Genomic DNA, 26870 nt, shown 5'->3' with positions numbered 1-26870 from the left:
TTAGAAGGTTCTTCATGTTAATCTATTTTGTTTAATCCCGTTGAAGTAACTTGATAGGTTCTTTTTTTGCCTATATATTCTTGTTTATTATTCTCAAGGTTAATAAGTGTAGCGCGTGTCTTTTCCTTTACTGCTTCCCCTTCTATATGGGTAATCTCAATGTAATCTCCCGCTTTTACGGGCACCTTTTGGATTTCAGCAGTTTGTTGTCTATTTCCCACTATTTCCTTATTATACACAACACTACCGGTCGAATTCTTTACTGTAATACTTGCATACGTATTATTAAAGTAAGAATGTGGTACGCCTGCTTCTAAATTCACCTGCATTTTCTCTGTTGTCCTATTATAATCAACTTTTGCGATTTCTCTATCACTATATCCTTTTAAAGACCACCCAAAATGATTTCCATCTAAAACCGTTGTTTCTGGCATTTTTTCTACTTTCTTCAAGCCTTCTTTTGTAACTTCGTACATGACTTTTTTTCCAAAGCTTTCTTGTTTACTGCTGTCTACACTTATTAAAGTAGCTCTATGCACACCTTCTAGGTGTGTCAACTCAATATAATCTCCTACTTTAACTGGAACTTTTTGCGATTCAGCATTTTGTTGTTTGTTTCCATAAATGTCTTTATTGTATACTACTTTCCCTGTTGCATTTTGTACTTTAATACTCGCATACGTTTCATTAAAATAATGATGCGGTACGCCTGCTTTTAAATCGATTTGCATTTCTTCTGTCGACTTATTAAAATTAACTTTTGCAAACTCGAAATCACTAATTCCTTTTAGTGACCATGCAAATTGATTTCCATCTAAAATTGTAGCTTCGGGCATTTTTTCTGCTTTCTTCAGACCTTCCTTTGTAACTTGGTATATTGCTTTTTTTCCAAAGCTTTCTTGTTTACTATTACCTACATTTGTTAAAGTAGCTCTATGAATACCTTCTAGATGTGTTAATTCAATATAGTCTCCTACTTTGACTGGAACTCTTTGCGATTCAGCATTTTGTTGTTTGTTTCCATAAATGTCTTTATTGTATACTACTTTTCCTGATGCATTTTGTACTTTAATACTCGCATACGTTTCATTAAAATAATGATGCGGTACGCCTGCTTTTAAGTCGATTTGCATTTCTTCTGTTGACTTATTGAAATTAATTTTTGCAAACTCGAAATCACTAATTCCTTTTAGTGACCATGCAAACTGGTTTCCTTCTAAAATACTAGAAGAGTCCGGGATATCTGAATTAAAACCTAAGTTATCTAATATAGATTTTAGATCAGGTAAAACACCTATTCTATCATTCCACGGATCTTGAGATTTTGTTCCTGTATTCGGATTACTTAAGATATTTCTTAATTCGGCTGGTGTATAAGGAGAACCTCGATGTTCTTTAGCAATACCTTGAATCGAAGTTGCTGCTCCAGCAATAATTGGTGAAGCACTTGATGTTCCACTAAATGTTGATGTATATAAATTTGTAGTATTTTGACTTGGATTTGCTGATGTTGTATCAACATTTTCTCCCCATCCATATACATCTAATCGACTTCCATAATTTGAAAACCATAAACGTTTATGTGGAACATTTGATGATCCCGCCCCAACCATAATAGCACCTGAATCCTTGAAGTCTGGACTATTTCGATTTAAGATCTTTTTTCCATTACGATCTTTAAAATTATCTAAGTCGTTTGAACCATTTGCGCCAGCTTCTATAATAATAATCCCTTTATCTGCACCAACACGAATTGCATCAAAAATATCTGGATGTACTTCTACAGGTAAATATTTATCCCCATACCCATCATACGAAGCTTGTGCCTCTAATAAAAGAATATCTCCCGCTTGTAAATTATGTACAGCACTTAAAATAGCATCCGCTGTATTATAAATTCCATTATCCCTGATCTGGGATATTACTTTTACATTTGCTTTTGGTGCAATTCCAATATTTCCAATTTGATTATCTTCAGATGAAACAATTCCTAATACAGAAGTACCATGAGCTCTATGCTGGCTTATATTTTGTCCCGACATAAGCTTAATATTTTTATTGACTAAATCCTCATGGTTCAATAACCATCCATATTCCATATCCACAAAAGTTGTATCCTTCCCGTCACCACCTTTAATGCTCCAAGCATGCGAGGCATTAATTCCCTTTGGTGCCGCTTCAAGATATCCTTGATTTTGAAATCTAGGATCATCGTACGGATTAACAGATAAATCTGGTAACTGTATTTCAGGGGGTGTCAAAATTTGTTTTTCTTGTATATAAGCCTCCTCTACGAGAGGAGATGTTTCAAATTTTTTCAGTAATAATTCTATTTCTATGTTATTAGGAGCTTGTACAATATAATAATTTAATAAATTATTAGCTGATTCATTAGCAACTGATTTAGATTGTACTGATAATTTTTCAATCTCTATCGGATTTACAGATGAGAACAGACGATTCAAAGTAAGTTCTGTATTTTCGGAAAATAAATTCTTTAAATTGTTATCATAATCCCCATTTTTTATTCGTTTCTCAATACCATCTTCATAAGGTAAGTCAATTTGATTTTTAAACTTTACAATTAATCTTTCTTCCTGTGAATCTCTTTCTTTGTATGTGACATTATAAGATTCAGCGTAAACTTTATTATGAATACTATCATTTTGTAGGATTAGATCTGTTCCTACAAATGTGGTCATTGCAATTGATGAAATTAGAAGCCCTTTGAATATGTTCATACTATACCCGCCAATCTATATTCTCTTGAGAATTTTTTAATGCATATAATGGTTAAGATTTTTATATAATATATAAATTTATAATTTAACTTTTGTAGTGAAATCTATGACTTTATTAATAATCCCATAGAGGTAACCTGATATATTCTTTTCTTTCCCATATACTCCTGTTTACTATTCTCAAGATTAGTAAGTGTGGCGCGTGTCTTTTCCTTTTGTGCTTCTCCCTCTATATGAGTAAACTCAATACAATCTCCTACTTTGACTGAAACGGTTTGGCTCTCAGCAGCTTGTTGTCTATTTCCTATAATTTCTTTATTGTACAAAATATTACCGGATAAATTCTGGACTTTAATGCTTGCATACGTATTAGTAAAATAAGAATGGGGTATACCCGCTTCTAATTTAAGCTGCATTTTTTCTGTTGCTTTGTTATATTCTATTTTCGCGATTTCTCGATCATTATATCCCTTTAATGACCAAGCGAATTGATTTCCATCTAAAACCGTTGTTTCTGGCATTTTCTCTACTTTCTTCAAGCCTTCTTTTGTAACTTGATATCTTGCTGTTTTTCCAATGGTTTCATTTTTGTTATTTTCAAGGTTAATTAAAGTTGCTCGCGTTTTTTCCTTTGTTGCTTCTCCTTCTATATGGGTAAATTCAATGTAATCCCCTACCTTGACGGGCACAGTTTGGCTTTCAGCATTTTGTTGTTTATTTCCCACAATTTCCTTATTGTACAGAACGTTACCAGAAGAATTCTGGACCTTAATACTCGCATACGTACTAGCAAAATAGGAATGTGGTACACCTGCTTCTAGTTTTACCTTCATCTCTTCTACCGTTTTATCATAATCTACTTTTGCAATTTCTCTATCACTATATCCTTTTAATGACCAGGCAAACTTGTTTCCTTCTAAAATTGTTGCTTCTGGCATTTTTTCTACTTTCTTCAGGCCTTCCTTTGTAACTTCGTATATTGCTTTTTTTCCAAAGCTCTCTTGTTTACTACTATCTACATTTGTAAGAGTAGCTCTATGTACACCTTCTAGATGTGTTAACTCTATATAATCGCCTACTTTGACTGGAACTTTTTGCGATTCAGCATTTTGCTGTTTGTTTCCATCAATCTCTTTGTTATAGACCACTTTACCTGATGTGTTTTGCACTTTAATACTTGCATATGTACTATCAAAGTAGTCATGTGGTACACCTGCTTTTAGATCAATTTGCATTTCTTCTGTTGATTTATTTAAATTTACTTTCGCAAATTCAAAATCTCCAATCCCTTTCAGCGACCATGCAAATTCATTACCTTCAAAAATGTTTGGAGACTCATTTTTGATTTGTACCTTTTTCTCAACAGTTTGATCAAATATATCCGTTAATACAATTTTTGCATAAGCATTTGTTGGTAATGATATAGATTGACTGATTCCATTTTGATAAGATTTAATATCATTAATTACGTTCATAGGTTGGCCCGTCATATTTTCATTGTTATAAATTTCAATTTTCCCCTTAAATTGCGGTGTACTATTTTCTTTTAGTTTCCAAGATACATTTAATTTTTCATTTTCATAATATATAGATTGGATATCAAAATCTAGTTTTCCTATTTTAGGTTGAGTAGGTTGATTTAGCGTGAATATTTTTCCTGACCCAATAGTAGACTGCGTATTACCTCCTGCTTTGACCCATACATATTCTGAAGTAGATCCTCCATCATATTGATAAGTATTATCATGCGTTCCAGAAATACTTTGATTATTCCAAGAACTCCATTGTTTATCAACTAATTTTCGGCTATAACCATTTTTTAGGCGCGCTTCTCGAACATTCTGTCCACTATCAGCCCAGTCTTCTTGAAACATTCCTAATCCATGATTAAATGCAGCATTAGCAACCGGAAAGTCCATAATTGCAATTTGATGCCATTTATTCTTTGTTACATCTTTCATCCATTGTCCAAATTTAGTATGACCATTTTCTTGCCATGAACGCATTGTCATTGTGTACCAATTGTAGTCTTTCCAACCATAAGTTGTTTGAACCTTCATTCCTGTTCCTTCTCCTCCAAAGGGTCCAGCTTGCGAATTCGGAGATAAGTATTCGGCCTTTATTGCTTCTTTAGAGGAAATTGGATCCCATAAAGCAAAATGTAAAGTACGTTTTCCATTTTCATCAAACCCACTTTGTTGTTGAAAACCAGCATATCCTCCAGCTTCACCACCTGCATTCCAGTTGTGTACAGCCCAGTACGTATAAGGTGGTGTCTGAACTGGTGACCAGTCTATACTAATAATATCTGAGGCAGGTATATTTTGGGGACTCACATAAACTGCTGGAGCAGCTGAATGTGTTGCAGCTTTAGTGTGTAAAATAGACGTTCCAAACATAGAAAACATGCTACATGCTGCGGTCATTATAATAACTTTATTAAATCTTGTCTTCGTTTTCTGACTAATCACTAATCTACATCCTTTTCTAATTTTTATTATTGAATAATAACTTAGTAGAGAAATCTATCAAAATTCAAGCAACATCCAGTAAATCTTTAAAATACTGCCCCAATTTTTTGTTGTTCTATCTTCACATCTGATTCTTACATGTTATTTGATTGTAAGTGGTTTCCATAAAGATAACGCAAATATCCAATTCGGGTCACCATTTCCTTGATGATTTTGAACCGCTTCATACACTGTCCCTTGATGTTCTACTTTATCGCCCTTTATATATGCCTTCTTTGGATCCCATTTTTCATAAGATACATTTTGATCTTTGGTTTTTACCGGAAGAATTTCACTTTGAATTGATGTATTTCCAGCTTCATCTACAGCCTTCACTGCATATTTATATTCCTTATTAGCTGTTAAGTTTTGATCAATAAATGTCGTTCCTTGTACGGTTTGAATCAATTGTCCATCTCGTAATACCTGATATTCTTTTACACCTATATTATCTGTAGAAGGATTCCATTTTAGCTCTACACTGTTAGAAGTAAGGTTACTTGCATATAATCCTTGTGGCTGTGTGGGAGCTTCTGTATCTGGTTTCGGATTAACAATTTGATTTACTTTTTTCAGGCCATCCTTTGTAACTTCATACATTACTTTTTTATCAAGGCTTTCACGTTTATTATTATCTAAATTTATTAATGTTGCCCTCTCTCCGCCTTCTAAATGTGTAAGCTCAATAAAATCGCCGGTCTTTACTGAAACTTTTTGTGTTCCAGCATTTTGCTGTTTATTCCCATAAAACTCCTTGTTATATACTACTTTACCTGATGTGTTTTGCACTTTAATACTTGCATATGTACTATCAAAGTAGTTATGTGGTACACCTGCTTTTAGATCAATTTGCATTTCTTCTGTTGATTTATTTAAATTTACTTTTGCGAATTCAAAATCTCCAATCCCTTTCAGCGACCATGCAAACTGGTTTCCTTCTAAAATATTATTTTCATTAGGCATATCTGGTTTAATTGGATTAGAATCCGTCCCCTTCCAAATCTCTGCTGTTAAAATTGGATATCCTAATGCAGCTACTTTTTGAATGGTATCGTTATTTGGACGTAATCCCCACTTCTCAAAGAAAGGAATCAAATTTTGTTTGGCTACTTTTGATGCTGAAATCATAAATAATTGTTTTTTATTTTCATCAGTTTGTGGAAGTTCACTTGAAGGCATGTCTCTATACAATTGATGCAATTTAGGATAGAAATCCTCTCCATACGCTAACTGTAGTTGCCAAAGCATAACAAGCTTTACAAAAACATCGCTAATTTCATCATAATTTTTATTCACTTGTTCTAGATATTGAAATGCTTTTGGATAAATTCCACTTTTCTCTAAGTTGGATGGTTGATTAAATGCTTTTTCTACAGAAAGGCTGTATATATTATTTTGTACTTCTGTCATATTATAAAACTTCCAGGGCGATTGTTGTCTCAAATGTCCTGCCTCATGCCAAGGGCCCCAGCCATCTGTTATAAATTTATTAATATCTAACACGTATTGGATTGCATCTCCTACATATGCAGTTCGATAAGAAGTCGCATACATATAATAATCGGGAGAATGATTTTCTTCTACGTAATGAACATAATGTTTATCTACTTGTTCTTCAGATAATCCAGCTACTTTGTCTTGAATTCGAGTAGCTTCATCCATCTTTTTTAAGAGTTGTACAGGATCTGTATTAGAACCCAACAAATATTTCTTAATACGTGCAGGACTGGCCGTAATTAATACACGTTCTCCTTTTAACTCCACTGCATGTGCATTTGGATATTGGTCCAGCATGTTAATTAAATCTTGTTTCGTATGCTTTCCTAGTTCAAAGAAAGGCGTAGCCATTCCGCCTGTTGTAATTGTTGTTCGAATGGTACCACCTTGTTGTTTATTATAAAAATAAATCAGCCCCCCATTTGGAGATTGGATTGTGTTTATACCTGGTTTTAATGTAAATGATTTTATCTTAGAATCTTCTCTCCAAGAAGCATCATACGAATACGTTCCAATATATACCTGAATATCTTGATTACCTTCTACATTAATCGTTATTTGTTCATTTGGCTTTGCATATAAACCAGTTGGTTCATATGGACTAAATGCCATACTTTTTCTTTCCTGTTGTTTCAGTACCTCAACATCCCCTTTTCCTGGGACTGTAAATGTTCTATTTTCTGATTTAACTGACTTTTCATTTTGCAGTGATGTCGATAAACTTTTTTGCTGCTCCTTTTGCTCCGCAAAGACATCCGATGAAGAAATCATTCCAGTCGCAAGCATAGTTACTGTAGCAGTAGCCGCAAGTATTTTTCTAGTTTTATGTTTTGAATTATTCCCCATATTATCTCCTTCATTTTCCCTTAGTACTCTTAAGGATTTTTTGTTTTCTTCTTCATGTTTTTACAATCTAAACTATTCATACTATTTAAGTTGTATCTATTACTCTATATTTTTTCATAAACATCTCCTTTGCTTTATGTATTATTGTATATAAATGTTATTTGATGACACATTAAATAACAACTTTACGATAAACTCATCGATAACAGCTTATTATGTTTTGATTCTGTATTCTAAACTTCCATCCGATTGGAGAAATATATCCAATTGGAGAAATCAGTAAATAATTTTCAACATTTAAGGGTTGGAATCTCACAAAAAATTCATAAAACTTTTTCAATTTAAAGGTTAATTCAATTGCAACTACATTTGTTTAAGCTTCCACCTTTTTTGAAAAAAAGCATCTAATTCTACTTGAATTAGATGCTTACATTTAGTCCTTAGGACAAATATTCTAAACTATTTATGTGGTTGTAAATCTTTTTTTATTACTTCCCAGAGTGAATTATCTTGAGGCACCGGTTTACCCTCTTCATCCCATTTTATTTTTCCTGTTCCCAATTCATAATTCATCCCTGTCCATGTGTCTTCACGGAATGCATAGAATGATTTATGCCAACCTTTTTGGTTGAAGATAGAAATAAGATCTTGCATGTATTGAGTAGCTCCCGGAACAGTACGGTTAATTCCAAACTCCTCTGCAATAATTCGATTAGATGATACATGATTTTTCTTAGACCATTGTTGGATTGGCTTCAAAAATTTCTCTAATCCCTGCTTATTCCACATTACAGGTTTCTCTAAATCTCCTACTTTTACTAATCCTGGATATTGATATTCCTTATTTTGTTTTTCACCTTGACTCGTTAATTCATATGGTTCATACATATGAAATGCGTATAGTGTTTTTTTATCCTCTACTGGTTTTAAATATTTAAAGGCCCATGGAGTAGCATATAAACCTGAATCTAAAATAATCGGTGTTTCTTTGTCCACTTCACGAATGGAGTTAATCACCTTTTCATAAAATCTGTTTAAATCAGCTGTCGTTCCTTTTACTTTTGCATACCATTTCTCGTAATCTTCCGTCCAAAAATCATTATATCTATTATTTTTAGCTGTTTCTGGATGCGGTTCATTTATAATATTATAACCAATCACTGCGGGATGATCTTTTAGCTCCAAAGCAAGATCTTTCCAAAATTGACTTGCTTGTTCTTGATACCTCTCTTCTTCCCATATTCTGTCGTCATTCTTGTTATTATTAAATTGGCGCCATCGATCACCAGGTAAAGATAACATTGTAAGAACAACTTTCATTCTTTGTGATTGTGCGGCATCTAAATCCGCCTTTAATTTTTCTAAATCCTCCTTTACTAATCCCTGATAGTTATCTGCATTACCTATCAGAAAATCCTTTCCAGAAGTATCTGGTTTATCCTCAAATAGAAAATCTTTATCTTTTTCCCATTTATCAGGTGCTAAACGTACATATTCAATATTAGCTTCTTTTGCACTTTTATAGTTTTCAGGTAATGACGTACTATTCATGAAATTAGTACCCTTTCTTTTCGAATCCCAAAAACTAATTTTCGAATCGCCCTTGTGGTATGTATCAGCTCTTACATTCATTTCCTGTACTCCAAAACTCATCATGCCTAATAACGCAACAATTGGCAAAATTTTTTTCACAACTTTTCCTTCTTTCTCTTTATATTTAACACACATAACATACCTTTGTTTTGTTACAGGAATATGGCACTTTTCAAAAAAAGCCTTTTTAGTTTATAAGATCGCAGCGTATTCATAAAAATGAATGAGATAATTAGAACATTGCTTCATTTTCAAAAAAACAAAAAAGGAATCCTTTACGGATTCCTTTTTGCAATTCACTCTTTTTCAAATGGTACATTTTGCACCTACTTTTAGTATAACTTATAATTCCTATAAAATAAATAAGATTAACTGAAATTCACTTCAAATTGTGATAGAAAACATAATTAAGAAGCGCAGATAACTAAATATTATCCCTTTTATTAAATAAAAAAGATTAAATAATTCCCCCTCCAAACTAGGACCCCTTTACACTTTTTACAAATATTGCTATAATTAGATAAAACAAAGCATTACCCCATTAACAAAGGGACTCCATAATTGGAGTCCCTTTGTTAATTAGCTATTAAAAATGATAGCATGTGATTATTGTATAATTTCTTCCTTTTTTAGATCTGCATATTCTTCTACAAAATCCCATAAACCTTGCTTTTCGAAGTAAGAAATACTTTTTTCACTTCTTCTAAGAGTTTAATTGCTTCATCTTCATTAAGAGAACGTAAAATATTGAAATGATATACATACTCTTCATTTCCTAATTCCATACAAACTGCTAATCCTTTTTCATATTGCTTTAAGAATATACAAGCTGTCCCTAATTCTTTTTCACAATAAGCAACTTTCACCTCATATCCCATTAGCCCAAAATACAAGGAATATAGATACTTATTTTACTTTCAAAGGCTGAAACCTTGCTGCATAACTACTGAAAATAAAGTGAAAAGACGTTCAAATCCATATGGATAGAACCTCTTTTCACTTTATTTCATACATATACTGATTTTTCATTTATTCATTTTGTATTATACTTAAAAAACCAATAAATTCATCTTCATTTACAGGTTTACTGTAGTAATAGCCCTGAATTAGATAACATGCATTACGTTGTAACACTGTTAATTGTTCTTTCGTTTCTACCCCTTCTGCTATCACTTTCATGTTTAAAGTATGAGCAAGTGAAATAATGGTTTGTATAATTTCACCTCCATCAGTAGAAGTTCCAATCCTATTAACAAATTCTCTTGGAATTTTCAAAGTATCAATTGGATAAAGAGGTAAATACGCTAATGAAGAATAACCTGTACCAAAATCATCAATTGATATATGTACACCAAATGATTTTAATGCTTTTAACTTTGATAAAGTTTCTTTTTCATCTACCATGGCGATTCGCTCTGTTAATTCCAAATTAATCGAATTAGCAGGTACTCCTATCTCTTCTATGGTATATATAATGGTTTGAACAAAATCTTTCTGTTCAAACTCTATAGCTGATAAATTTATCCCCATCTTTAGATTTGAAAAGCCCGCAGAATGCCATTCTTTCAGTTGTCGACACGCTTTCTGTAACGTCCACTTCCCAATTGAAATAATCTGCGCCGTTTCTTCTGCGATAGGTATAAACTCAAACGGAGAAATCAGCCCAAGTTCTGGATGTTGCCAACGTATTAAAGCCTCTGCACCAATAACCTTACCTTCCTTACTGTCAATTTGTGGTTGATACAATAAAAACAACTCATTATTTTCAATTGCATTTGGTAAATCCTGTTCTAATCGTAATCGACGGGTTACTTTTTGAGATAATGTCTCGTCATACATACAAACAGCATTGTTACCTTTTTCCTTTGCGCTATACATAGCGATATCAGCGTGTTGTAAAAGTGTAGTAGTATTTATTCCTCCAAATGGATACACTGCTATTCCTATACTAAGAGATAAGTAAAAACTATGCTGATTTACTACGAATGGTTCTTCAGTTATAAGAAATAGAGTTTTACACAAATTCAATAGCTGTTGCTCTGTTTGGTTATGGACAATGATTGCAAACTCATCACCACCTATTCTTGCTAGAGGAATTGTCGGTGAAAGACATGTCCTAAAACGTTTGGCAACTTCTTTTAAAACCCTGTCACCAATGGAATGGCCCAGTGTATCATTAATAGTCTTAAAGCGGTTTAAATCAATATACAGGAGCCCAAATTTATCCTGTGTTTTTTGCACACGCTTAATGGATCTATCTAATTCTTGTTGGAAGAATATACGATTTCCAATCTCCGTCACCGTATCATGGAATGCAAGGTAATTTATCTCATCCTGTTGTTGTTTCATCCTCGTTATGTCTTTTACCATTACATAACTCCCAAAAGTTTGACCTTCTATCATAATAGGAACTATAGTGACATACCAAAACAGCATGTCCTTCTCATTGTTATTTTTCACACGCAACTGTAGTGAAGATGAACTACATCGTCTCCCTTTCTTTATAGCCGCTTCCAATTCAGATTTATCTTCATCTAAAAAAATAGAGAAGCACTCTTTCCCTATTAATGCAGCACTGTCTTTTCCTAATAACATACTTCCAGCCTGGTTTATATTTAATACGATACCAGTTGAATCAATCGTTAAAATAGGATCCGGATGATACTCATATAATGACTTAAATCTTTCTTGATTTTTTACCAAATCATTAGATTTGTTTATTAAATCCCTTGTTCTTTGAGATACTGTTTGTTCTAATTGATTATTAAACACTTTTAATGTTTCAGTTAAATCTTTGTTTTGCATTCGTACAATTGTATGACGAATCAGTACAAATACAAAAGCAATACAATTTCCCGTAATCAATGTAGCTGAAGACGTTTGCTCTTTCAAAGTAAAGCCAATTAAGACTGCAACTGCAAGATAAGGGAATATGCCAAGAAGTTTCTCTCCAAATGTCGGATTAATAATAAAATAATTTCTTTTAGAAGAAGCATCCTTTGGAATTGTAGCAGCAATAGCAATAAATAATAGGAAAACTCTATACAAACACCTTAAAAATATAACTGAACGCTCTGACAAATCACCTTGTAAGTAAAAATACAAATAGTCCGTAATAGCTAATCCAGTTAATACTAGGATAAAAATATACAATTTGCTTTTTGCATTGAAAATAGCAGGTCGAAAGATTAGTGTAACTCCAAGTAATAGAAGCAATAAATCTATAATCGGAAAAATAAATGAGAGAAAAACATCTCCAATTGATAAGAATAAGATATTTGCAGAAGGTTTATTAAATAAATACCACTCTAATGTAAAAATAGCAGTAACAACAATGCATAAATCACAAAGTAAATATGCTTTCTCCCATTTATTACATTCCATCATGATTTTATAAAAGAACGCAAAGAGAAAGAAGAATAAGAAAAGCAACAAAAATACATCAGAGATATTAAAATTTTTTATTGGTAATTCTACATTAAGTACTTGAAAAGTAGATATGAAATTCCCTATCAAGAAACACCCTATCGCAATAATAATGCAAACCCAGAATACTCCTAACTTAATTTTTCTGGATAATATAGAATACAGTAGTGAGATAAATACAGTAGTTTCAACAACTAAAGATGATAGTCGGATATTAAAATCTGATACGAAATAAAGACTTGGAAAAACAAATATAAATATAAAGCAAAAGCTTATATAAGCTATTAAAGCCAATATCAATACATAAAATTGCATATATGCATGTTTGCGCAATGGACTCACCTTCTTGAGTTTTTTCTATACTTTTATTAAAAAATGTCTTGATAGTGGCACAACTCCTACTAAATTTAAATGTGTGCTACCTATTATCCATATTATGACCTTTTTAAAAGATTTCTTTCTACATACAACAGTCTTGTTAACTTTTTGTAGATGTTTACAATTATCAATACTGAGGATTCCAAAAAGGGTAAGCTGAAAAATGTAGTTTTTTAAGTATTTGCGCATCGTAAATTTGGCGGGTACAACTTATCTACTCTTTAAATATGAGATATAATCTAATCCTCTATTGGATTATAGTTAGTTGCTACCTGTCACACTTAAAAAGGAATGAAAATATACTATCATTAACATAGCAATTCGAATTAGTTTACGGAACCAACTGTAACTATTATAGTTACGACAAAGGTTGATGTCAATTTCATATCCTCCCTTTTTAACGGACAAAAGACATGACCTATTGAACAAAAATTTAATGTTTATAAAAAGAGAGGTAAAATTTTATCTCCTTACTCAAAGAATTATAAATGATCTAGGATTAGATGAAATTGAAGCTAATATTGCATCTCCCTAAAAAGAATGTTACTCTAAAAATAGAATTATGAAAGGAATGATGGATGAATAATGATTAACTAATTTATATTTTAAGTTGAATTTTATAACTTCAAACTACAAAATATAGGGTTAGTCTATCCATTTTTAAAATTCAGTTCATACTTTATTTGTCATGATTCAAATGATTAATAAGTACTTATTAAGTATAGACGAAAGACTAATCCTTCCGATTACAAATTGGGGGATTTTTTTATTCCCGTTTAGCTTAGTTGAAACTTACTAATTGTTAAATGTACTTCACAAATAAAGGAGCGAGAAAAATCAGTACTTCAGACACTATTGTTACACATGTAATGCTCTATATAAGTCGTTAATATCCATCAAACTTATATAGAGGAATTAAAAAATGGATGGATGTTCCGACTTTATATGAAACGTTTCGATATATAAAGGAGGAATTATTATGTCAATGATAAAGGTCCAAGACTTAACTTTTTCATACCCAGGTAGCTTTGATAATATTTTTAAAAGTGTAAACTTCCAAATAGATACGGATTGGAAGCTAGGATTTATTGGTAGAAACGGACGAGGTAAAACGACATTCTTTAATTTATTGTTAGGGAATTATGAGTATAGCGGGAAAATCCTTGCTTCGGTAGAATTCAATTACTTCCCCTACTCTGTTTCAGATAGGAACAAATTCACTCATGAAATCCTTGAAGAAATTTGCCCCCAAGCCGCAGATTGGGAATTTCTACGTGAGATATCCTATTTAAATGTTGATGCTGAGGTCATGTACAGACCATTTAAAACATTATCAAATGGGGAACAAACAAAGGTGTTGCTTGCTGCACTGTTTTTAAATGCGGGTCAATTCCTATTAATTGATGAACCAACAAATCACTTAGATACAGATGCACGAAAGATAGTCTCTAATTATCTAAGGAAGAAAAAAGGATTTATTTTAATTTCACATGACAGAATCTTTTTAGATGGGTGCGTTGACCATATCCTATCTATTAATAGAGCAAATATTGAAATTCAAAGTGGTAACTATTCTTCTTGGAAGTTAAATTTTGATAGACAGCAAGAGCACGAGAAGGCTACAAATGAGCGTCTACAAAAGGACATAGGGAGATTAAAACAGTCTTCCAAGCGTTCAGCAAGTTGGTCTCATGACGTGGAAGCTTCAAAAAATGGAACGAGGAATTCAGGCTCTAAGTTGGATAAGGGGTTTGTAGGACATAAAGCAGCCAAGATGATGAAAAGAGCAAAAAACCTTGAATCAAGGCAACAAAAAGCTATTGAGGAAAAGTCAAAATTACTAAAAAATGTGGAAAAAACTGAGTCATTAAAATTGGAACAATTGCAATTTAAATCAAATGAATTGGTTACTTTGGTTGACGTGTCCGTTAAGTACAATGACCAAATTGTGAATGAGCCGATTAGCTTCATAGTTGAACAAGGTAACCGAATTGTACTTGATGGAACGAATGGGAGCGGAAAAAGTAGTATCCTAAAACTAATTCTAGGACATCCGATACAGCATACAGGCTTAGTTACTTTAGGTACAGGACTCATCATTTCCTATGTTCAACAAGATACTTCTCATTTGAAGGGGTCGCTATCAGACTTCATTGAAGAGCACAAGATTGATGAAACCTTATTTAAATCCATCCTAAGTAAGATGGACTTTGACCGAATTCAATTTGAGAAAGATATATCTCATTATTCTGGTGGACAAAAGAAAAAACTGCTTATCGCTAAAAGTTTATGTGAAAAAGCCCATATATATATATGGGACGAACCACTAAATTTTATAGATATCTATTCCCGTATGCAGATTGAAGAACTTATTCAACAATTTAATCCCACAATGGTTATTGTTGAGCATGATAAAGCATTTCAACAAACAGTTGCAACAAAAACTATATCTATGTAGCTCAAAACGAATACTTGAAAATATAATCATTAACCTGAGTCCTTGAACTATAAAAACCTTAATAACGTGTTGAAAAAAGCCTAATTTCTCTACAATACATTGAGAAATTAGGCTTTAAATAGTAATAATAGAATTCGTAAATACTGAATAATTTACACGTTAGGTTTATCTGTTAATGCAGTAACAATTCTGTCCACTAAGTCTTCTGGCATCCATTCATGATTTGTATCGTTCGTTTCATTTGGCCCTAAAGAATCAATAAACTTTTTAAACTTGGGAAATAAAACAATAGAAGTGATCCAATGTATCGTATGATTTATAGAGAAGAAATGAAAAACTCCTTGCTTTTCACCCTCCTGTAATATTTCTTTTAACTGTTCAAAATTACCTATGAAATACGGTTTAATCTTTTCTAATCGTGCACTTTCCTTAATAATCTCCTCATATGCCAATGATCCAATTTCAGGGTTCTCTTTTATATGTGTAGTAAAAACCGTTAAATATTCTCTAAGGGCATCGATAGGTTTAAATTGATTCTTCTCAAGAAAATTGGGTAGCTCATTAGCAAGACCATATTTCTTAAATACCTCATAATATAGGTTTTCTTTCCCATTAAAATAGTAAGAAGCCATAGCAACATTCACTTTCGCTTCTTTTGCGATTTCTTGTATGCTCGTACCTTCGTAGCCACGCTCTCCAAATTTTTTCTTAGCAGCCTTTAAGATATTTTCCATCGTCTGCTCTCGAGATTTCCCCATTTCACACACCTCAAATAGTATATATTTCACTTCAAAAACCCAATAAGGACTTTGAATAGAGTATCTTTTTAATGAAATTTAATTATATATTTAAAGTGGTAACTTAACAACCGATGAAGTTCTGATTACTTTAAACAATATCCCCTTGTGTAGCATCAATAGCTTTCAAATACTTTACGCTCTTTTCTAATTGAGTAAAAGAATAGACAAAAAACATCTAATTTCATCTTAATTTCGTGTGCGAATAAAAACATAATAAGGACCAAAGTTTATCCATTTTATAGATAAACTTTGGTCCTTTCATTACATTATATAGATTTAAAATAAAGTGAAACTTTAATCAGTGGGGGTTTTGTTCATCACCCACTGATTATTAGTTGAACCAATCGGGCTGCCCGTTAATGCGGGATAAACTAGTATACTCGTATCTTGATGAGATAATTATCCATCAATCGTCCATCATTTTCTGACTAGATCTGTTTAATCTCGATATAAGGTCCTTTAATGTTTAATTTGTTAATATCATTAGATATATTGCCTACAGTTGATTTTTCATTAAAAGTATAGACCTTTTCACCATTTACAAAGATACCCCAATTTTTATCTTCATAACTGATACCATAACCAGCATTGCTAGACGTAGCTTTGAGTTGATTTCCATTCATTGAAAGAGATAATTTCCCTTTTCCTTTGTTAAGTTTATCATTCACGCTGTTGATACTATTCATTTGTTCTTCAAGGGCTTTTTGGTTATCAAGAGTAACTTGATGGTTTTTCCAGTCTAATTTATAGTGGTTCGTAAAGAATTCATTATATGTATCTTTATTATTTGTTCCCCACCATTTTGAACTTACCCACTCAATATTGTACTGATCTGAAATTCTACGATTTGTTATTTTTAAATCTGATGTAGTTTCTGTTTTATCAGCAGTAATAACCGCTACTACGTTTGGAGAAAAACCATATCCTGTTAAAGCTGGTACTGTATCTTTTGAAACAAAATTATTCGTTCCTTCATTATAACTACGTGATTTCATAAATAGTTGATTACCATAGAAAGTATTGAATGAATCACGATTATAAATTCCCCACTCTGGGAAATTAAATGATTGGAATCCTACTTTCCAATTTAATTTTTTATCTGTGTGAGTCTCTAATACCGTTTTATAATCTACTTGATCATAAGATACACTTTCTTTCCAAGCAAAGCTACCTGTGATACTTGCATCGGCATTTGGCCCTTTATCATTTACTCCTACTTTAACACTTCCACCAAGTGTATACCCTACCTCAGAAGTGACCTTTGCTGAAGTCATTGTATTAACTGGGGCAGCTTTATGGAATTGAGCACTATCACCACTTGTTATTTCTGCTTCAGTATGATAAGCTGATGGCCATTTTAAGCCTGCGTTATAGTACCCGCTATTAACTGTATATTTAGCATCTATATTACTACCATCAGTGGTAACAATTGCAATCTTTTTATCTGCGTAAGGATCCTCAATAAAAGAAACCTTTATCGAATTTTTGATATTCTGCTTCATGTCATAAGTAGTTTTAAAACTATTATAGACCTTCCCACCATTTTGAAGATTTTCTACAGTTCCTTTAGAATCTGCAAATGCAGATGTTGCTTGTAAACTAAATGATCCAGACATAATAACGGACGCTACCGCAACGCATTTAGCTATTTCTTTTGCTTTTTTCATACAGACAGCCACTCCTTCTTAAACATTTAAAAGATATAAATATATTATTTCTAGTTCACAAAAATAGAGATAGATTCATAGCCATACAATATAGAAATTCATTAACTTTTATGACACTAACTAAAAACACCTGTTTCACTAATCTTCCTCTCACTATTATTGATAACTATTATCAACATTATTTAAACATAAAATAACGATTTAAACAACAATTTTAAATACAAATTTAAAATTGTTGTTTAAAAAAACACAAAAAAATTATAGAATTCTTCATTTCGAGAATTACTATATTTTCAATTACTTATTACAGCCTATATTCAGATACATTATTTCCTTTCCATTCATAATAATCTAAAATTCCTTCATAAATGGCTTCTGCTGCAATTTGTCTGCCATCTTCCGTAGATAATTTACTGTAATCAATACCATTATCTATAAACGCCAGTTCCGTCAACACAGCTGGCATGTCATTTTCCCTTATTACATGAAGGTCTCCATGTTTAACTCCTCTGTCTCGTGTTTGAAGTGCCTCTACTAAACGTGTTTGAATTTTTTCTGCTAAAACACGACTTTCTTCCACATGAGGATTTGTTTTTTCGGATTTAGAAGATTTATAGTAATATGTTTCTGTCCCTTTTGCATTACCATTAAAAGCATTTGCATGTACGCTTATAAAGATATCACCCTGATTTTTCTTAGCAAATTTAACACGTTCCTGTAAAGAACTTTTTTGATCATGTCCTGGTCTATTATCAGATTGACGAGTTAATAAAACTGTAAATGGTGTATGCTTTTCAAGTAATTGTTGTAGACGTAAAGAAGTGTCTAGTACAATCTTACTTTCAGGTAATCCCTTTGTGGATTTCCCAGGATCTTCGCCACCATGTCCAGGATCAATAATGATTGTTTTACTTTCTAATGGATTTTTGGAACGATGTTGCATCATATCTGTTTTTGCAGTAAGTTGAGCAGCTTCAGCACGTGTTATAAATCTATTTGGTTGCCAACCGTTCTCAGTACCATTGGAAATTTTCAAACTGATTAAAATATTGGCATATTTTTCTCCCCAATGCCCTTTTAAATCTTCAAATTTAACCTGCTCATTATGATTTGCTGCGCTTTGTAGTTTATATGCATTTACTAGCATCGTAGCCATAGCAGCGCGAGTTACTTTTCCGGATGGATTGAAGATCCCATTGCCCTCACCTTTAACAATACCAGCTTTTTCAGCAGCAGCAATATACGGAGTAGCCCAGTGGTTTTGTGAATCTGTAAATGATGGTTTTGCATTAGAGTCAATTTGTATACCTAAAACTTTTGTCATAATTTTTGTAGCCGAAGCTCTGTCTAATGAGTCATTTGAACCGAACGTTCCGTCTGGATAGCCATTCAATACCTGTTTATTAACTAAATAATTAACGGATTTGTCCGCCCATGCAGGAACATCTGGGAACTTATGAGTATTTGCAAATGTATTAGATGAGTAGGATAATAGACTTCCAGCAAGAATTCCTGTAGCAATTAATTTGTATTTCAAAATGTAACACCTCTATCAAGTTATTACAATTTGGTAAATATATCATTTATAATTAATCTTTAAATAATACGACCTTGAATAAAGAATAGATTAAGTTGTTTATATTACTATATAGCAGATAATCAATTTAAAATCGGACTATTGCTCCAAAAATAATCCTCGGACATACACTTATAGATAAAGATTATTAAATATACTCACCAACATTGTGTAACCAGTATAGTTACTTATACATACGAGTGTCAATTAAAATAACCTTACAATTTTGTAAGATAACCACCTTAATAGTAAATCAAGTAATTATTAAATAATATAAATAGTTACTAGATATAATAAAATAACAATCTTAAATTTTGAACAAAGACTAATTGTTTTGATAGGAAAATAACTTATAACAACCACATTTTTAACAATGCTTTTGAATCCTACTTTACTCTATAATTCTCTGTTATAACCCAACGTGAATGCTCCTATAATATAGTCAATTGCTGCAATGAATACTACAACTTATAATATTGGATTCCCTCAAAAACATCTCTAGAAACCACCGAAAGTAGCCTTTATTAATACACCCACACAATCCATCTTTTCACTCTCTTAAGACATCCTCAAATTTTACAAGGAATGAAAAAAGAAGAGGGATACCTTCCCTCTTCACCAAAAAAATTTAAAAACACCTTAATTTATATCCCTGCCTTTTACAATCTCACGTCTATTGATAGCCCGTTTAATTCTTCAATTCTATTTTCATAGATTCATGTATTCTTCTAAAGTCTGCTTTTGTTCATATATATTTTCAGCAATATCTCCTACATAGCGAATATGCCAAGGTTCATATGCATAACCTGTAATACTTTCCTTCCCCTTAGGATAACGAATGATAAACCCTGCACGATGCGCGTTTTCTTTCAGCCATTTTCCTTCCTTCGTATTAGCAAAGGATAGCTCTAATTCATTGTTCGCACTTTTAGAAGAAACATCCATTGTTAACCCTGTTTGATGTTCGCTATGTCCTGGTTTTGCCGAGAAGCGATCTGCATGCTCTTGTCCTTTTCTTTTCACATTGTTTGCATACAGTCGTTGTTGATAGTCATAGGAACGAAATCCCGAAACAGCATTTAACTGAATCCCCTCCTGCTTTGCTAAATCAAATAACTTTTCCAGTGCTTCTGCCGCCTCTTTACGGAGGTGGCTCTTTTCTACCGTTCCACTAAATGCGAATGGTACATTTGGTACAACTAAATCCTCTGGTTTATAGTCTTCGGGTAATCCATATTCCTTATTAACTACAGCCTGTATACTAGCAAAAGAACTTTCATTGTATTTTGATTGCCCTTTTCCTCTACTATCTTTCTCTTTATTTATGGAGTTTTCACGAGATTCATAGTTCGTCTTATCTGGTTCTTTACCAATAGATTGATTGGTGTAAATTATAAAAATACCTAACATCATAATTACACAACTGAAAATCCCTACTAATTTAAGTCTCATTATTCATTTCCTTCCTGCAAATCTTACGGTTTCTCGTTCATAATATCTCAACCATATCAAATTCATATTAATTTGAAGTGAACTTTTGTTCTTAACATATTTCCTAATAGAAAGACTGTATATCCTTCTATTTGTTTGACATCATTAAGATGCTCACAAATATAAATAAATTCTATTCCTACATATAGATAAAAAATCTAAAAATTTATATAATAAGATTAAAAGTGTAGCATATTATTATTGAAGGGTCTTGGTATAATGCTAGGCATTAATGTAAAAAAAACAAATGAAGAGTTAATTATTTCATGGCAATTGGCGGAGATTACAATTCCATTACGTGATGTGATTGAGGTTACCGAAGATGCTACCTATGCTGGTGTTGAAGACGTAGATGTAATACGTATTGGAACAGCTTATGGGACAACAGACCGTATTTTAATTAAAACAGTAAAACAAAATTATGTATTATTTACTACAAATAAATTTGCTATTTTAAATGCCATTCAGACTTAAATATAGGAGTCTTCTTGGCTAAAATGATAAAAATAAGCACATCTTGTTATAAAAACAGATGTGCTTATTTTTAATTTCTATGCATTTTTACGTTTTAAGAAAATAACTCCACCCACAATTAACAGTAATGCGCCTGCAGCCATAGAGATCCAACTTGTAAGATTAGTACCTGTTTGCGGTAACCACCCAATTTGAGATTGAATTTCTTTCTTAGGTTGTGGTTGTTCCTTTACTTGCTCGTTAGGTTGCTCTGGTGTTGGAGTATTTTCATCCGAATTCGGCTGTTCTGGTTTAGGTTGTTCCGGCTTTACCTCCTTAAATTTCACTGTTTGTCCCTTATCTTCAATTTCAGCGTGAATAGCTACTAATATATTATCTTGATACAGTTCTTCAAATACTACTACTTCTTTACCTTGTAATGCAGAAGCATTACATGTGAAATCTAGTGTGATAGAACCATTCTTCTCTTTAGCAGTAAACTTAGATTCTACTGTTACTTCTTTACCATCAACTAATAATGGCTTGTTTGTTGCTTTATCCATTAGTTTACCTTTTACAACGTACTCTTTACCCACGATTAAGTCTTTGTATTCCACTTTATCTTGGATTGTTACAGATTTAGAAGCGTCTAACTCTTTAGAACCATCAGCTTTATTTGTAGCTGTCGTTTTAATAGAAGGTTCTACAAATCGAACTGTTTGACCTACATCGTTAATGTCAGCATGAGTTGCAATTACTTGCCCTTCATGTAATAAGTCTTCAAACACGACTACTTCTCTTCCTTGCTGTTCAGCACCAACAAAAGTAAAGTCTAATGTTACAAAACCGTTCTTTTCTTTTGCAGTAAACTTCGTTTCAGCTGTTACTTCTTTTCCATCAATTAATAATGGTTTGTTAATAGCTTTGTTCATAAGTTTACCTTTTACAGTGTACTCTTTACCTACAACTAAGTTAGTATACTCCACTTTGTCTTGAATAGTGATAGAATCCTTTGAATGAATCTCTTTTCCACCATCAGCTTTGTTTGTAGCCTTCGTTTTTACTGATGGCTTAACGAACTTAACTGTTTGACCTTTATCATTGATATCAGCATGTGTCGTAACAACTTTTCCGTCTTTCAGTAACTCTTCGAATACTACTACTTCTTTTTCTTCTAAACCAGTTGCATCAAAAGTGAAATCTAGTGTAATAGAACCATTTGCTTCTTTTGGTGTAAACTTCGTTTCAGCAGTTACTTCTTTACCATTTACAACTAATGGTTTATTAGTCTCTTTATTCATTAATTTCCCTTTTAAAGTGTACTCTTTACCTACTTGTAGATCTTTGTATTCCACTTTATCTTGGATTGTTACAGACTTAGACGTGTGCATTTCTTTTGTACCATCTGTTTTATCAGTAGCTGTTGTTTTTATTGAAGGAATCTTTTCATCTTTGACAATGTGTTTAATGATTTGACCATTCTCTTTAATTTCAAAAGAGAACGTTTCTTCATTTAATACATAACCTTTTGGTGCAACAGTTTCTTTATATGTGTATTTTCCAAATGGTAACTTTTCAAATTTAGCGATTCCTTTATCGTCTGTTTTTCCTTTTACTACTTCTTTTCCTGCTTCGTTATAAATCGTAAATTCTGCATTTGGAAGCTTGTTATTTCCATCAGCTACATCTACCTTTGTAATTTCTAGTTCACCTTTGATAAGATGATTAACTGCCAATAACTCAATAATCTTTCCATGCTCCTTTATTTCGAACATAATCGGTTCTTTAACAAGAACATAACCATTTGGAGAAGCCTTTTCTACAAATGAATATTTACCATACGCTAAATCTTTGACGTTAATTTCACCATTTTTATCTGTTTTATATTCACCAATTACTTTTCCACTTGCATCTTTTAGCTCGAATTCTGCACCTTCTAATTTTTTACTAATATCTTCATTATCTACTTTAAGTAATTTTACACTACCTTTTACTTCTGTATTTTCCACTGTAAAAGTAAGTGTTTTATTGTGCTCTTTAATTTCAAAAGGATACTTTGTTTTATTTCCAATATATCCATTAGGTGTTTGTGTCTCTAAGAAATAATATTTACCATACGTAAGACCTTCAACGTTTGCAATTCCATTTTCTTTTGTTACTACTTTTTTCACTTCTTTACCATCTTCAGTGAAGACTGTGAATTCAACATTTGGTAAAACCTTTCCTGAATCACTAAGCTTTTTAATTTCGATGTTACCTTTTACTTTGTTATTTACTATTTGGACAGCTCCTGTTTCTCCTGTCTTAACTTCAATAGTTTGTGGTTTATCATCTGAAACATAGCCTGTTGGTGCTTTAATTTCTTTTAATGTGTAAGTACCAATTGGTAAGTTGTTTAATTCTGCCATACCATCAGCACCAGTCGTGATTTTTCCAACTGATTCATTATTTGCATTAAAGACCTCAAATACTGCACCAGCTAAAACTTCTCCATTTTCTCCAACCTTTTTAATTTTTAAAGAACCAGCTGCTTCCCAGTTTACTGCAAGATCACTACTAAGCTTTTCTTCATTTCTTTCTAATAGTACTGTAGCATTCTGAACAGTATCCGTACCACGGTAAGCAATTGCTTGAACTTTAGTTAAATTAGCAGCAACACTTAAATTAAATTCACCCGTTTTTGTATTCTTAGGAATTTGGATACGAAATTTTTCTCCAACTGAAAGCTGATCTTTCACTTCTCCATTTTCACTAACAATTCTAACTCCATTAGGTGCATTTTTCGCTACTACCTTATAAGAACCACTCTTAGCATTTGTTTGTACTGTATATAGATTTGTTTCGAAGAATTCACCCTTTAATTCTGCTTGTTGCTTTTCAGCAGGAATCACATTCATAAAAACATCTTGAGTCTCTTCACTATTGTTAGCATTACTAATAATAGCCTTAGCTGCTTTTTCAACATTTTTATTCTCATGTTTTAATTCATTTACATCGAGTTGACCTAATGCATTCCAAACCGCAAGTTGCGTTGCATAATGCGCCTCATTTTTATTAGCTACTCCCAGCTGTTCTATACTTTTTTGCGGGAAACCATTTAATAAGACTCTATATACTACATTATCTGTTTCCCCCATTTCAGGAAGATCTTCACCATTTGGTGATTTTAATCCAAGAGTTAAGCAATAAGCAATTTGACCACTTGAATTTTTAATAAATTCAGTTCGAATGTACTTACCTAGACTATTACTATAACTCCAGTCCATTGAATATTTCTCATGCGTCATAACCTCTGCACTAGCCCTAGGTAAAAATACATTAAGGAATAATGCCAGTACTGATAATAATGTAAAAACTCTTATAATGACTCTCTTACCCAATTTTGTAACCTCCCTAGAATAAATTAATCCGAGTATATATCGCAATATCTAAAACATTCACGATCGACCCGATTATCATTATAAAACAATAAATTACAAATATTAAATAATTTTAATGAAATAGTCAAAAAATTTACACATTTTATTATTTATCAAGTTTTTTAACGAATTTACTATATACAAATTCTAAAACACGCCTACAATTTAAAATACAAATATGTATGTTAAATATATAAATAGCAATTCCTTTGCTCCAGTTATTAATCTTCTATTAAGCTTTCCCCTATTAAAAATAGCCTTTTCATTTTCTTGTTAATCTGCGTAATTTATACACCTCTTTTAATCTATTAATTCTCTATTACGCTCCTTCATTTAGATATAAGGGTGACTCTTCATTCAAAGAATAAAGTAAAACTTTATTCAGCCCGATCCCCACCTAACTTCTCTGCTTTCATTGATTTTTTTTTGGAGTCTTACTGCCCACAAATAGCGGGATACATTATGCAACATTGCATTTGATAATCATTTTCAATGTAACTATAATGATTACATGATTACTATTAACCCAATATTCTACATGGAGGTTTTATTATGTTCAAAAAAATTATTGTATCTTCTATGGCGCTTACTATGTTCGGTGGAGCTGCAACTATGCTAGAGGCACCTACTGCTCAAGCAGCTTCTTATAACTCGACATCATCCTCTTACTTTGATGTCACTCCTGAAGAGGCCGTGACTTTCTATCAATCTCAAGACTATAAAAAATTAAAAGTATTTTTAGATGACTTTGAAGCTAGAAACCCTTATACTCCAGGTGGAGGCTACGCTCAAGGTAGTGTACGTATGCAAAAATTCAACGATGCTCTTAGAGATGCCAAATTAACAAATGTCTACCAAGAATTTATTAGAATCTCATACTACAATCATTATCCAGAACCAAAATAATAACAACGGATAAAGTGAAACTTTAATCAGTGGGGGTTTTGTTCATCCCCCACTGATTATTAGTTGAACCAATCGGGCGTTTACTGGCAGTTGATCCCCACCTAACTTCTTTGCTTCCGCTAAATTTTGAGGTGGGGGTCTTACTGCCAGTTAATGCGGGATTAAATGTTTATTATTTCTATAACTTAGCCTAATTTTAAATGTATAACCTAAAAATAATTACTAAAAACCACTCATATAAGGGGGGTTTTTCTATTCCCCATATAATTTAGCTGAATGTTACATCATCTTTATTTTAATATCTTTTATAGTAGACATTCTCTCGTTAATACAAACTAGTAGATTAGCGATGGAAATATCAAAATATATTTAAAGGTGGTTGGAAGTAATTGTTTTCTGTTTAATAACAAAAAACGAGCACCCTCTCAAATTAGATAAGGTGCTCGTTTTCATTTTTATCGGTAATTCTCAATTCAATTTAGCTTCTTTCCGATAAGTAAAGATTAAATTAACTTAAAAGCAAAGCGTTTTAATTTTAATTCATAGCTCTTACTGAAACTTGGAATTTCCCCTTAGAACCATCATCATTTGAAACGTAAATTTTATATGTTCCAATCGGTAATGGAGATAAAGCATTCCGTACATTTGTAACATTAATTTGTTGTTCTCCAGGTTTTATATAACCACCAACAATTAGCTCTGTATTTGGACCTTTTACACTATATCCCATTGTATTTTGACCATTATTTTTCATAGAGAAGCTTAAGTCAGTACTCCCATCATATACGAAAGAAGTTACAGCCTCTCCACTATAATCCATTGTTTGGGTTAATAATAAGTCTGCAGAAACATGTTCAACTACATGAATTGGATCATTCGTTTTGTGTACTTCTTCAGCATAAGTATTATTCCCTAACACACCCAGTGTTAATGCTGAAACTACTCCACAACTAAGCACTAGTTTATTTAACTTCATTTTAAGTTCCCCCTTGATGTTTGTATTCTATTACAATCATACATCCTTTTTTAAGTGCGTTTTTATGTAATAATTCATATCTATAAATCTATATATCTTACCTTTCCACCTTAATGGTTATTGAGAAACCCAC

15 protein-coding genes are annotated in these 26870 nt (G+C 32.4%); 3 read left to right on the top strand and 12 right to left on the bottom strand.

Annotated elements, in window-relative coordinates; translation table 11 throughout:
* Window positions 1-17: 17 nt before the first annotated feature.
* The 6 genes from C4S65_RS03195 to C4S65_RS03170 all read right to left on the bottom strand — a co-directional run bounded on the left by C4S65_RS03195 (window position 18) and on the right by C4S65_RS03170 (window position 12946).
* The gene (locus C4S65_RS03195; RefSeq protein WP_086406907.1) at window positions 18-2741 is read right to left on the bottom strand and encodes a putative mucin/carbohydrate-binding domain-containing protein; all 2724 of its coding nucleotides are present in this window, start codon (window positions 2739-2741) and stop codon (window positions 18-20) included.
* 104 nt (window positions 2742-2845) lie between these two features.
* Complete coding sequence (locus tag C4S65_RS03190; RefSeq protein WP_103945132.1) at window positions 2846-5212, bottom strand: putative mucin/carbohydrate-binding domain-containing protein; 2367 nt, start codon at window positions 5210-5212, stop codon at window positions 2846-2848.
* Between the two features lie 141 nt (window positions 5213-5353).
* Complete coding sequence (locus tag C4S65_RS03185) at window positions 5354-7594, bottom strand: M60 family metallopeptidase (protein WP_086790624.1); 2241 nt, start codon at window positions 7592-7594, stop codon at window positions 5354-5356.
* A gap of 459 nt (window positions 7595-8053) precedes the next feature.
* Complete coding sequence (locus tag C4S65_RS03180) at window positions 8054-9322, bottom strand: cellulase family glycosylhydrolase (RefSeq protein ID WP_086407525.1); 1269 nt, start codon at window positions 9320-9322, stop codon at window positions 8054-8056.
* 512 nt (window positions 9323-9834) lie between these two features.
* Entirely contained in the window at window positions 9835-10065 is a 231-nt protein-coding gene (locus tag C4S65_RS03175; protein ID WP_103945147.1) for an aspartate phosphatase, read from the bottom strand.
* 151 nt (window positions 10066-10216) lie between these two features.
* Window positions 10217-12946: an EAL domain-containing protein gene (locus C4S65_RS03170; protein ID WP_142391520.1), complete on the bottom strand. Its 2730-nt coding sequence runs from the start codon at window positions 12944-12946 to the stop codon at window positions 10217-10219.
* 1024 nt (window positions 12947-13970) lie between these two features.
* On the opposite strand from C4S65_RS03170, the gene C4S65_RS03165 reads away from it, so the two are divergent.
* Window positions 13971-15449: an Lsa family ABC-F type ribosomal protection protein gene (locus C4S65_RS03165; RefSeq protein WP_086407527.1), complete on the top strand. Its 1479-nt coding sequence runs from the start codon at window positions 13971-13973 to the stop codon at window positions 15447-15449.
* A 152-nt stretch (window positions 15450-15601) separates the two neighbouring features.
* Here the strand turns inward: C4S65_RS03165 and hlyIIR are convergent, their stop codons facing one another.
* From hlyIIR to C4S65_RS03145, 4 genes are all read right to left on the bottom strand, one after another.
* On the bottom strand, window positions 15602-16207 hold the full coding sequence (gene hlyIIR / locus C4S65_RS03160; protein ID WP_000520486.1) for a hemolysin II regulator HlyIIR: 606 nt from the start codon (window positions 16205-16207) through the stop codon (window positions 15602-15604).
* Window positions 16208-16677: 470 nt separating this feature from the next.
* A complete protein-coding gene (gene hlyII, locus C4S65_RS03155) occupies window positions 16678-17916 on the bottom strand; it encodes a hemolysin II HlyII (protein WP_061667739.1) in 1239 nt (412 codons plus the stop codon).
* 304 nt (window positions 17917-18220) lie between these two features.
* Window positions 18221-19453, bottom strand: a complete 1233-nt coding sequence (locus C4S65_RS03150) for an N-acetylmuramoyl-L-alanine amidase (protein WP_061667738.1) — start codon at window positions 19451-19453, stop codon at window positions 18221-18223.
* Window positions 19454-20200: 747 nt separating this feature from the next.
* Window positions 20201-20944, bottom strand: a complete 744-nt coding sequence (locus tag C4S65_RS03145; protein WP_086407528.1) for a M15 family metallopeptidase — start codon at window positions 20942-20944, stop codon at window positions 20201-20203.
* Window positions 20945-21202: 258 nt separating this feature from the next.
* On the opposite strand from C4S65_RS03145, the gene C4S65_RS03140 reads away from it, so the two are divergent.
* Window positions 21203-21457 carry a hypothetical protein gene (locus C4S65_RS03140; protein ID WP_000900692.1) on the top strand — a complete coding sequence of 85 codons (255 nt, stop codon included), beginning with the start codon at window positions 21203-21205 and terminating at the stop codon, window positions 21455-21457.
* A 77-nt stretch (window positions 21458-21534) separates the two neighbouring features.
* Here the strand turns inward: C4S65_RS03140 and C4S65_RS03135 are convergent, their stop codons facing one another.
* Window positions 21535-24816, bottom strand: a complete 3282-nt coding sequence (locus C4S65_RS03135; protein ID WP_000520152.1) for a VaFE repeat-containing surface-anchored protein — start codon at window positions 24814-24816, stop codon at window positions 21535-21537.
* Window positions 24817-25407: 591 nt separating this feature from the next.
* On the opposite strand from C4S65_RS03135, the gene C4S65_RS03130 reads away from it, so the two are divergent.
* Window positions 25408-25761 (top strand): hypothetical protein, encoded by a 354-nt coding sequence (locus C4S65_RS03130; RefSeq protein ID WP_086407529.1) that lies wholly within the window; start codon window positions 25408-25410, stop codon window positions 25759-25761.
* Between the two features lie 535 nt (window positions 25762-26296).
* Here the strand turns inward: C4S65_RS03130 and C4S65_RS03125 are convergent.
* On the bottom strand, window positions 26297-26737 hold the full coding sequence (locus tag C4S65_RS03125; protein WP_000773521.1) for a hypothetical protein: 441 nt from the start codon (window positions 26735-26737) through the stop codon (window positions 26297-26299).
* Window positions 26738-26870: the final 133 nt, after the last annotated feature.

This window comes from Bacillus sp. ok061, from assembly GCF_900108285.1.
GTDB classification, from domain to species: Bacteria; Bacillota; Bacilli; order Bacillales; family Bacillaceae_G; genus Bacillus_A; species Bacillus_A thuringiensis_S.
The sequence above is the reverse complement of the archived record's forward strand: the minus strand, read 5'-3'. Positions and strand labels throughout refer to the sequence as shown.

What these genes read in the sequence shown, in the direction of transcription:
- C4S65_RS03195 (WP_086406907.1), bottom strand. Translation starts at nt 2,741, where the DNA reads ATGAACATATTCAAAGGGCTTCTAATTTCATCAATTGCAATGACCACA.
- C4S65_RS03185 (WP_086790624.1), bottom strand. Translation starts at nt 7,594, where the DNA reads ATGGGGAATAATTCAAAACATAAAACTAGAAAAATACTTGCGGCTACT.
- C4S65_RS03180 (WP_086407525.1), bottom strand. Translation starts at nt 9,322, where the DNA reads ATGTGTGTTAAATATAAAGAGAAAGAAGGAAAAGTTGTGAAAAAAATT.
- C4S65_RS03175 (WP_103945147.1), bottom strand. Translation starts at nt 10,065, where the DNA reads ATGGGATATGAGGTGAAAGTTGCTTATTGTGAAAAAGAATTAGGGACA.
- C4S65_RS03165 (WP_086407527.1), top strand. Translation starts at nt 13,971, where the DNA reads ATGTCAATGATAAAGGTCCAAGACTTAACTTTTTCATACCCAGGTAGC.
- hlyIIR (WP_000520486.1), bottom strand. Translation starts at nt 16,207, where the DNA reads ATGGGGAAATCTCGAGAGCAGACGATGGAAAATATCTTAAAGGCTGCT.
- hlyII (WP_061667739.1), bottom strand. Translation starts at nt 17,916, where the DNA reads ATGAAAAAAGCAAAAGAAATAGCTAAATGCGTTGCGGTAGCGTCCGTT.
- C4S65_RS03145 (WP_086407528.1), bottom strand. Translation starts at nt 20,944, where the DNA reads ATGAGACTTAAATTAGTAGGGATTTTCAGTTGTGTAATTATGATGTTA.
- C4S65_RS03140 (WP_000900692.1), top strand. Translation starts at nt 21,203, where the DNA reads ATGCTAGGCATTAATGTAAAAAAAACAAATGAAGAGTTAATTATTTCA.
- C4S65_RS03130 (WP_086407529.1), top strand. Translation starts at nt 25,408, where the DNA reads ATGTTCAAAAAAATTATTGTATCTTCTATGGCGCTTACTATGTTCGGT.
- C4S65_RS03125 (WP_000773521.1), bottom strand. Translation starts at nt 26,737, where the DNA reads ATGAAGTTAAATAAACTAGTGCTTAGTTGTGGAGTAGTTTCAGCATTA.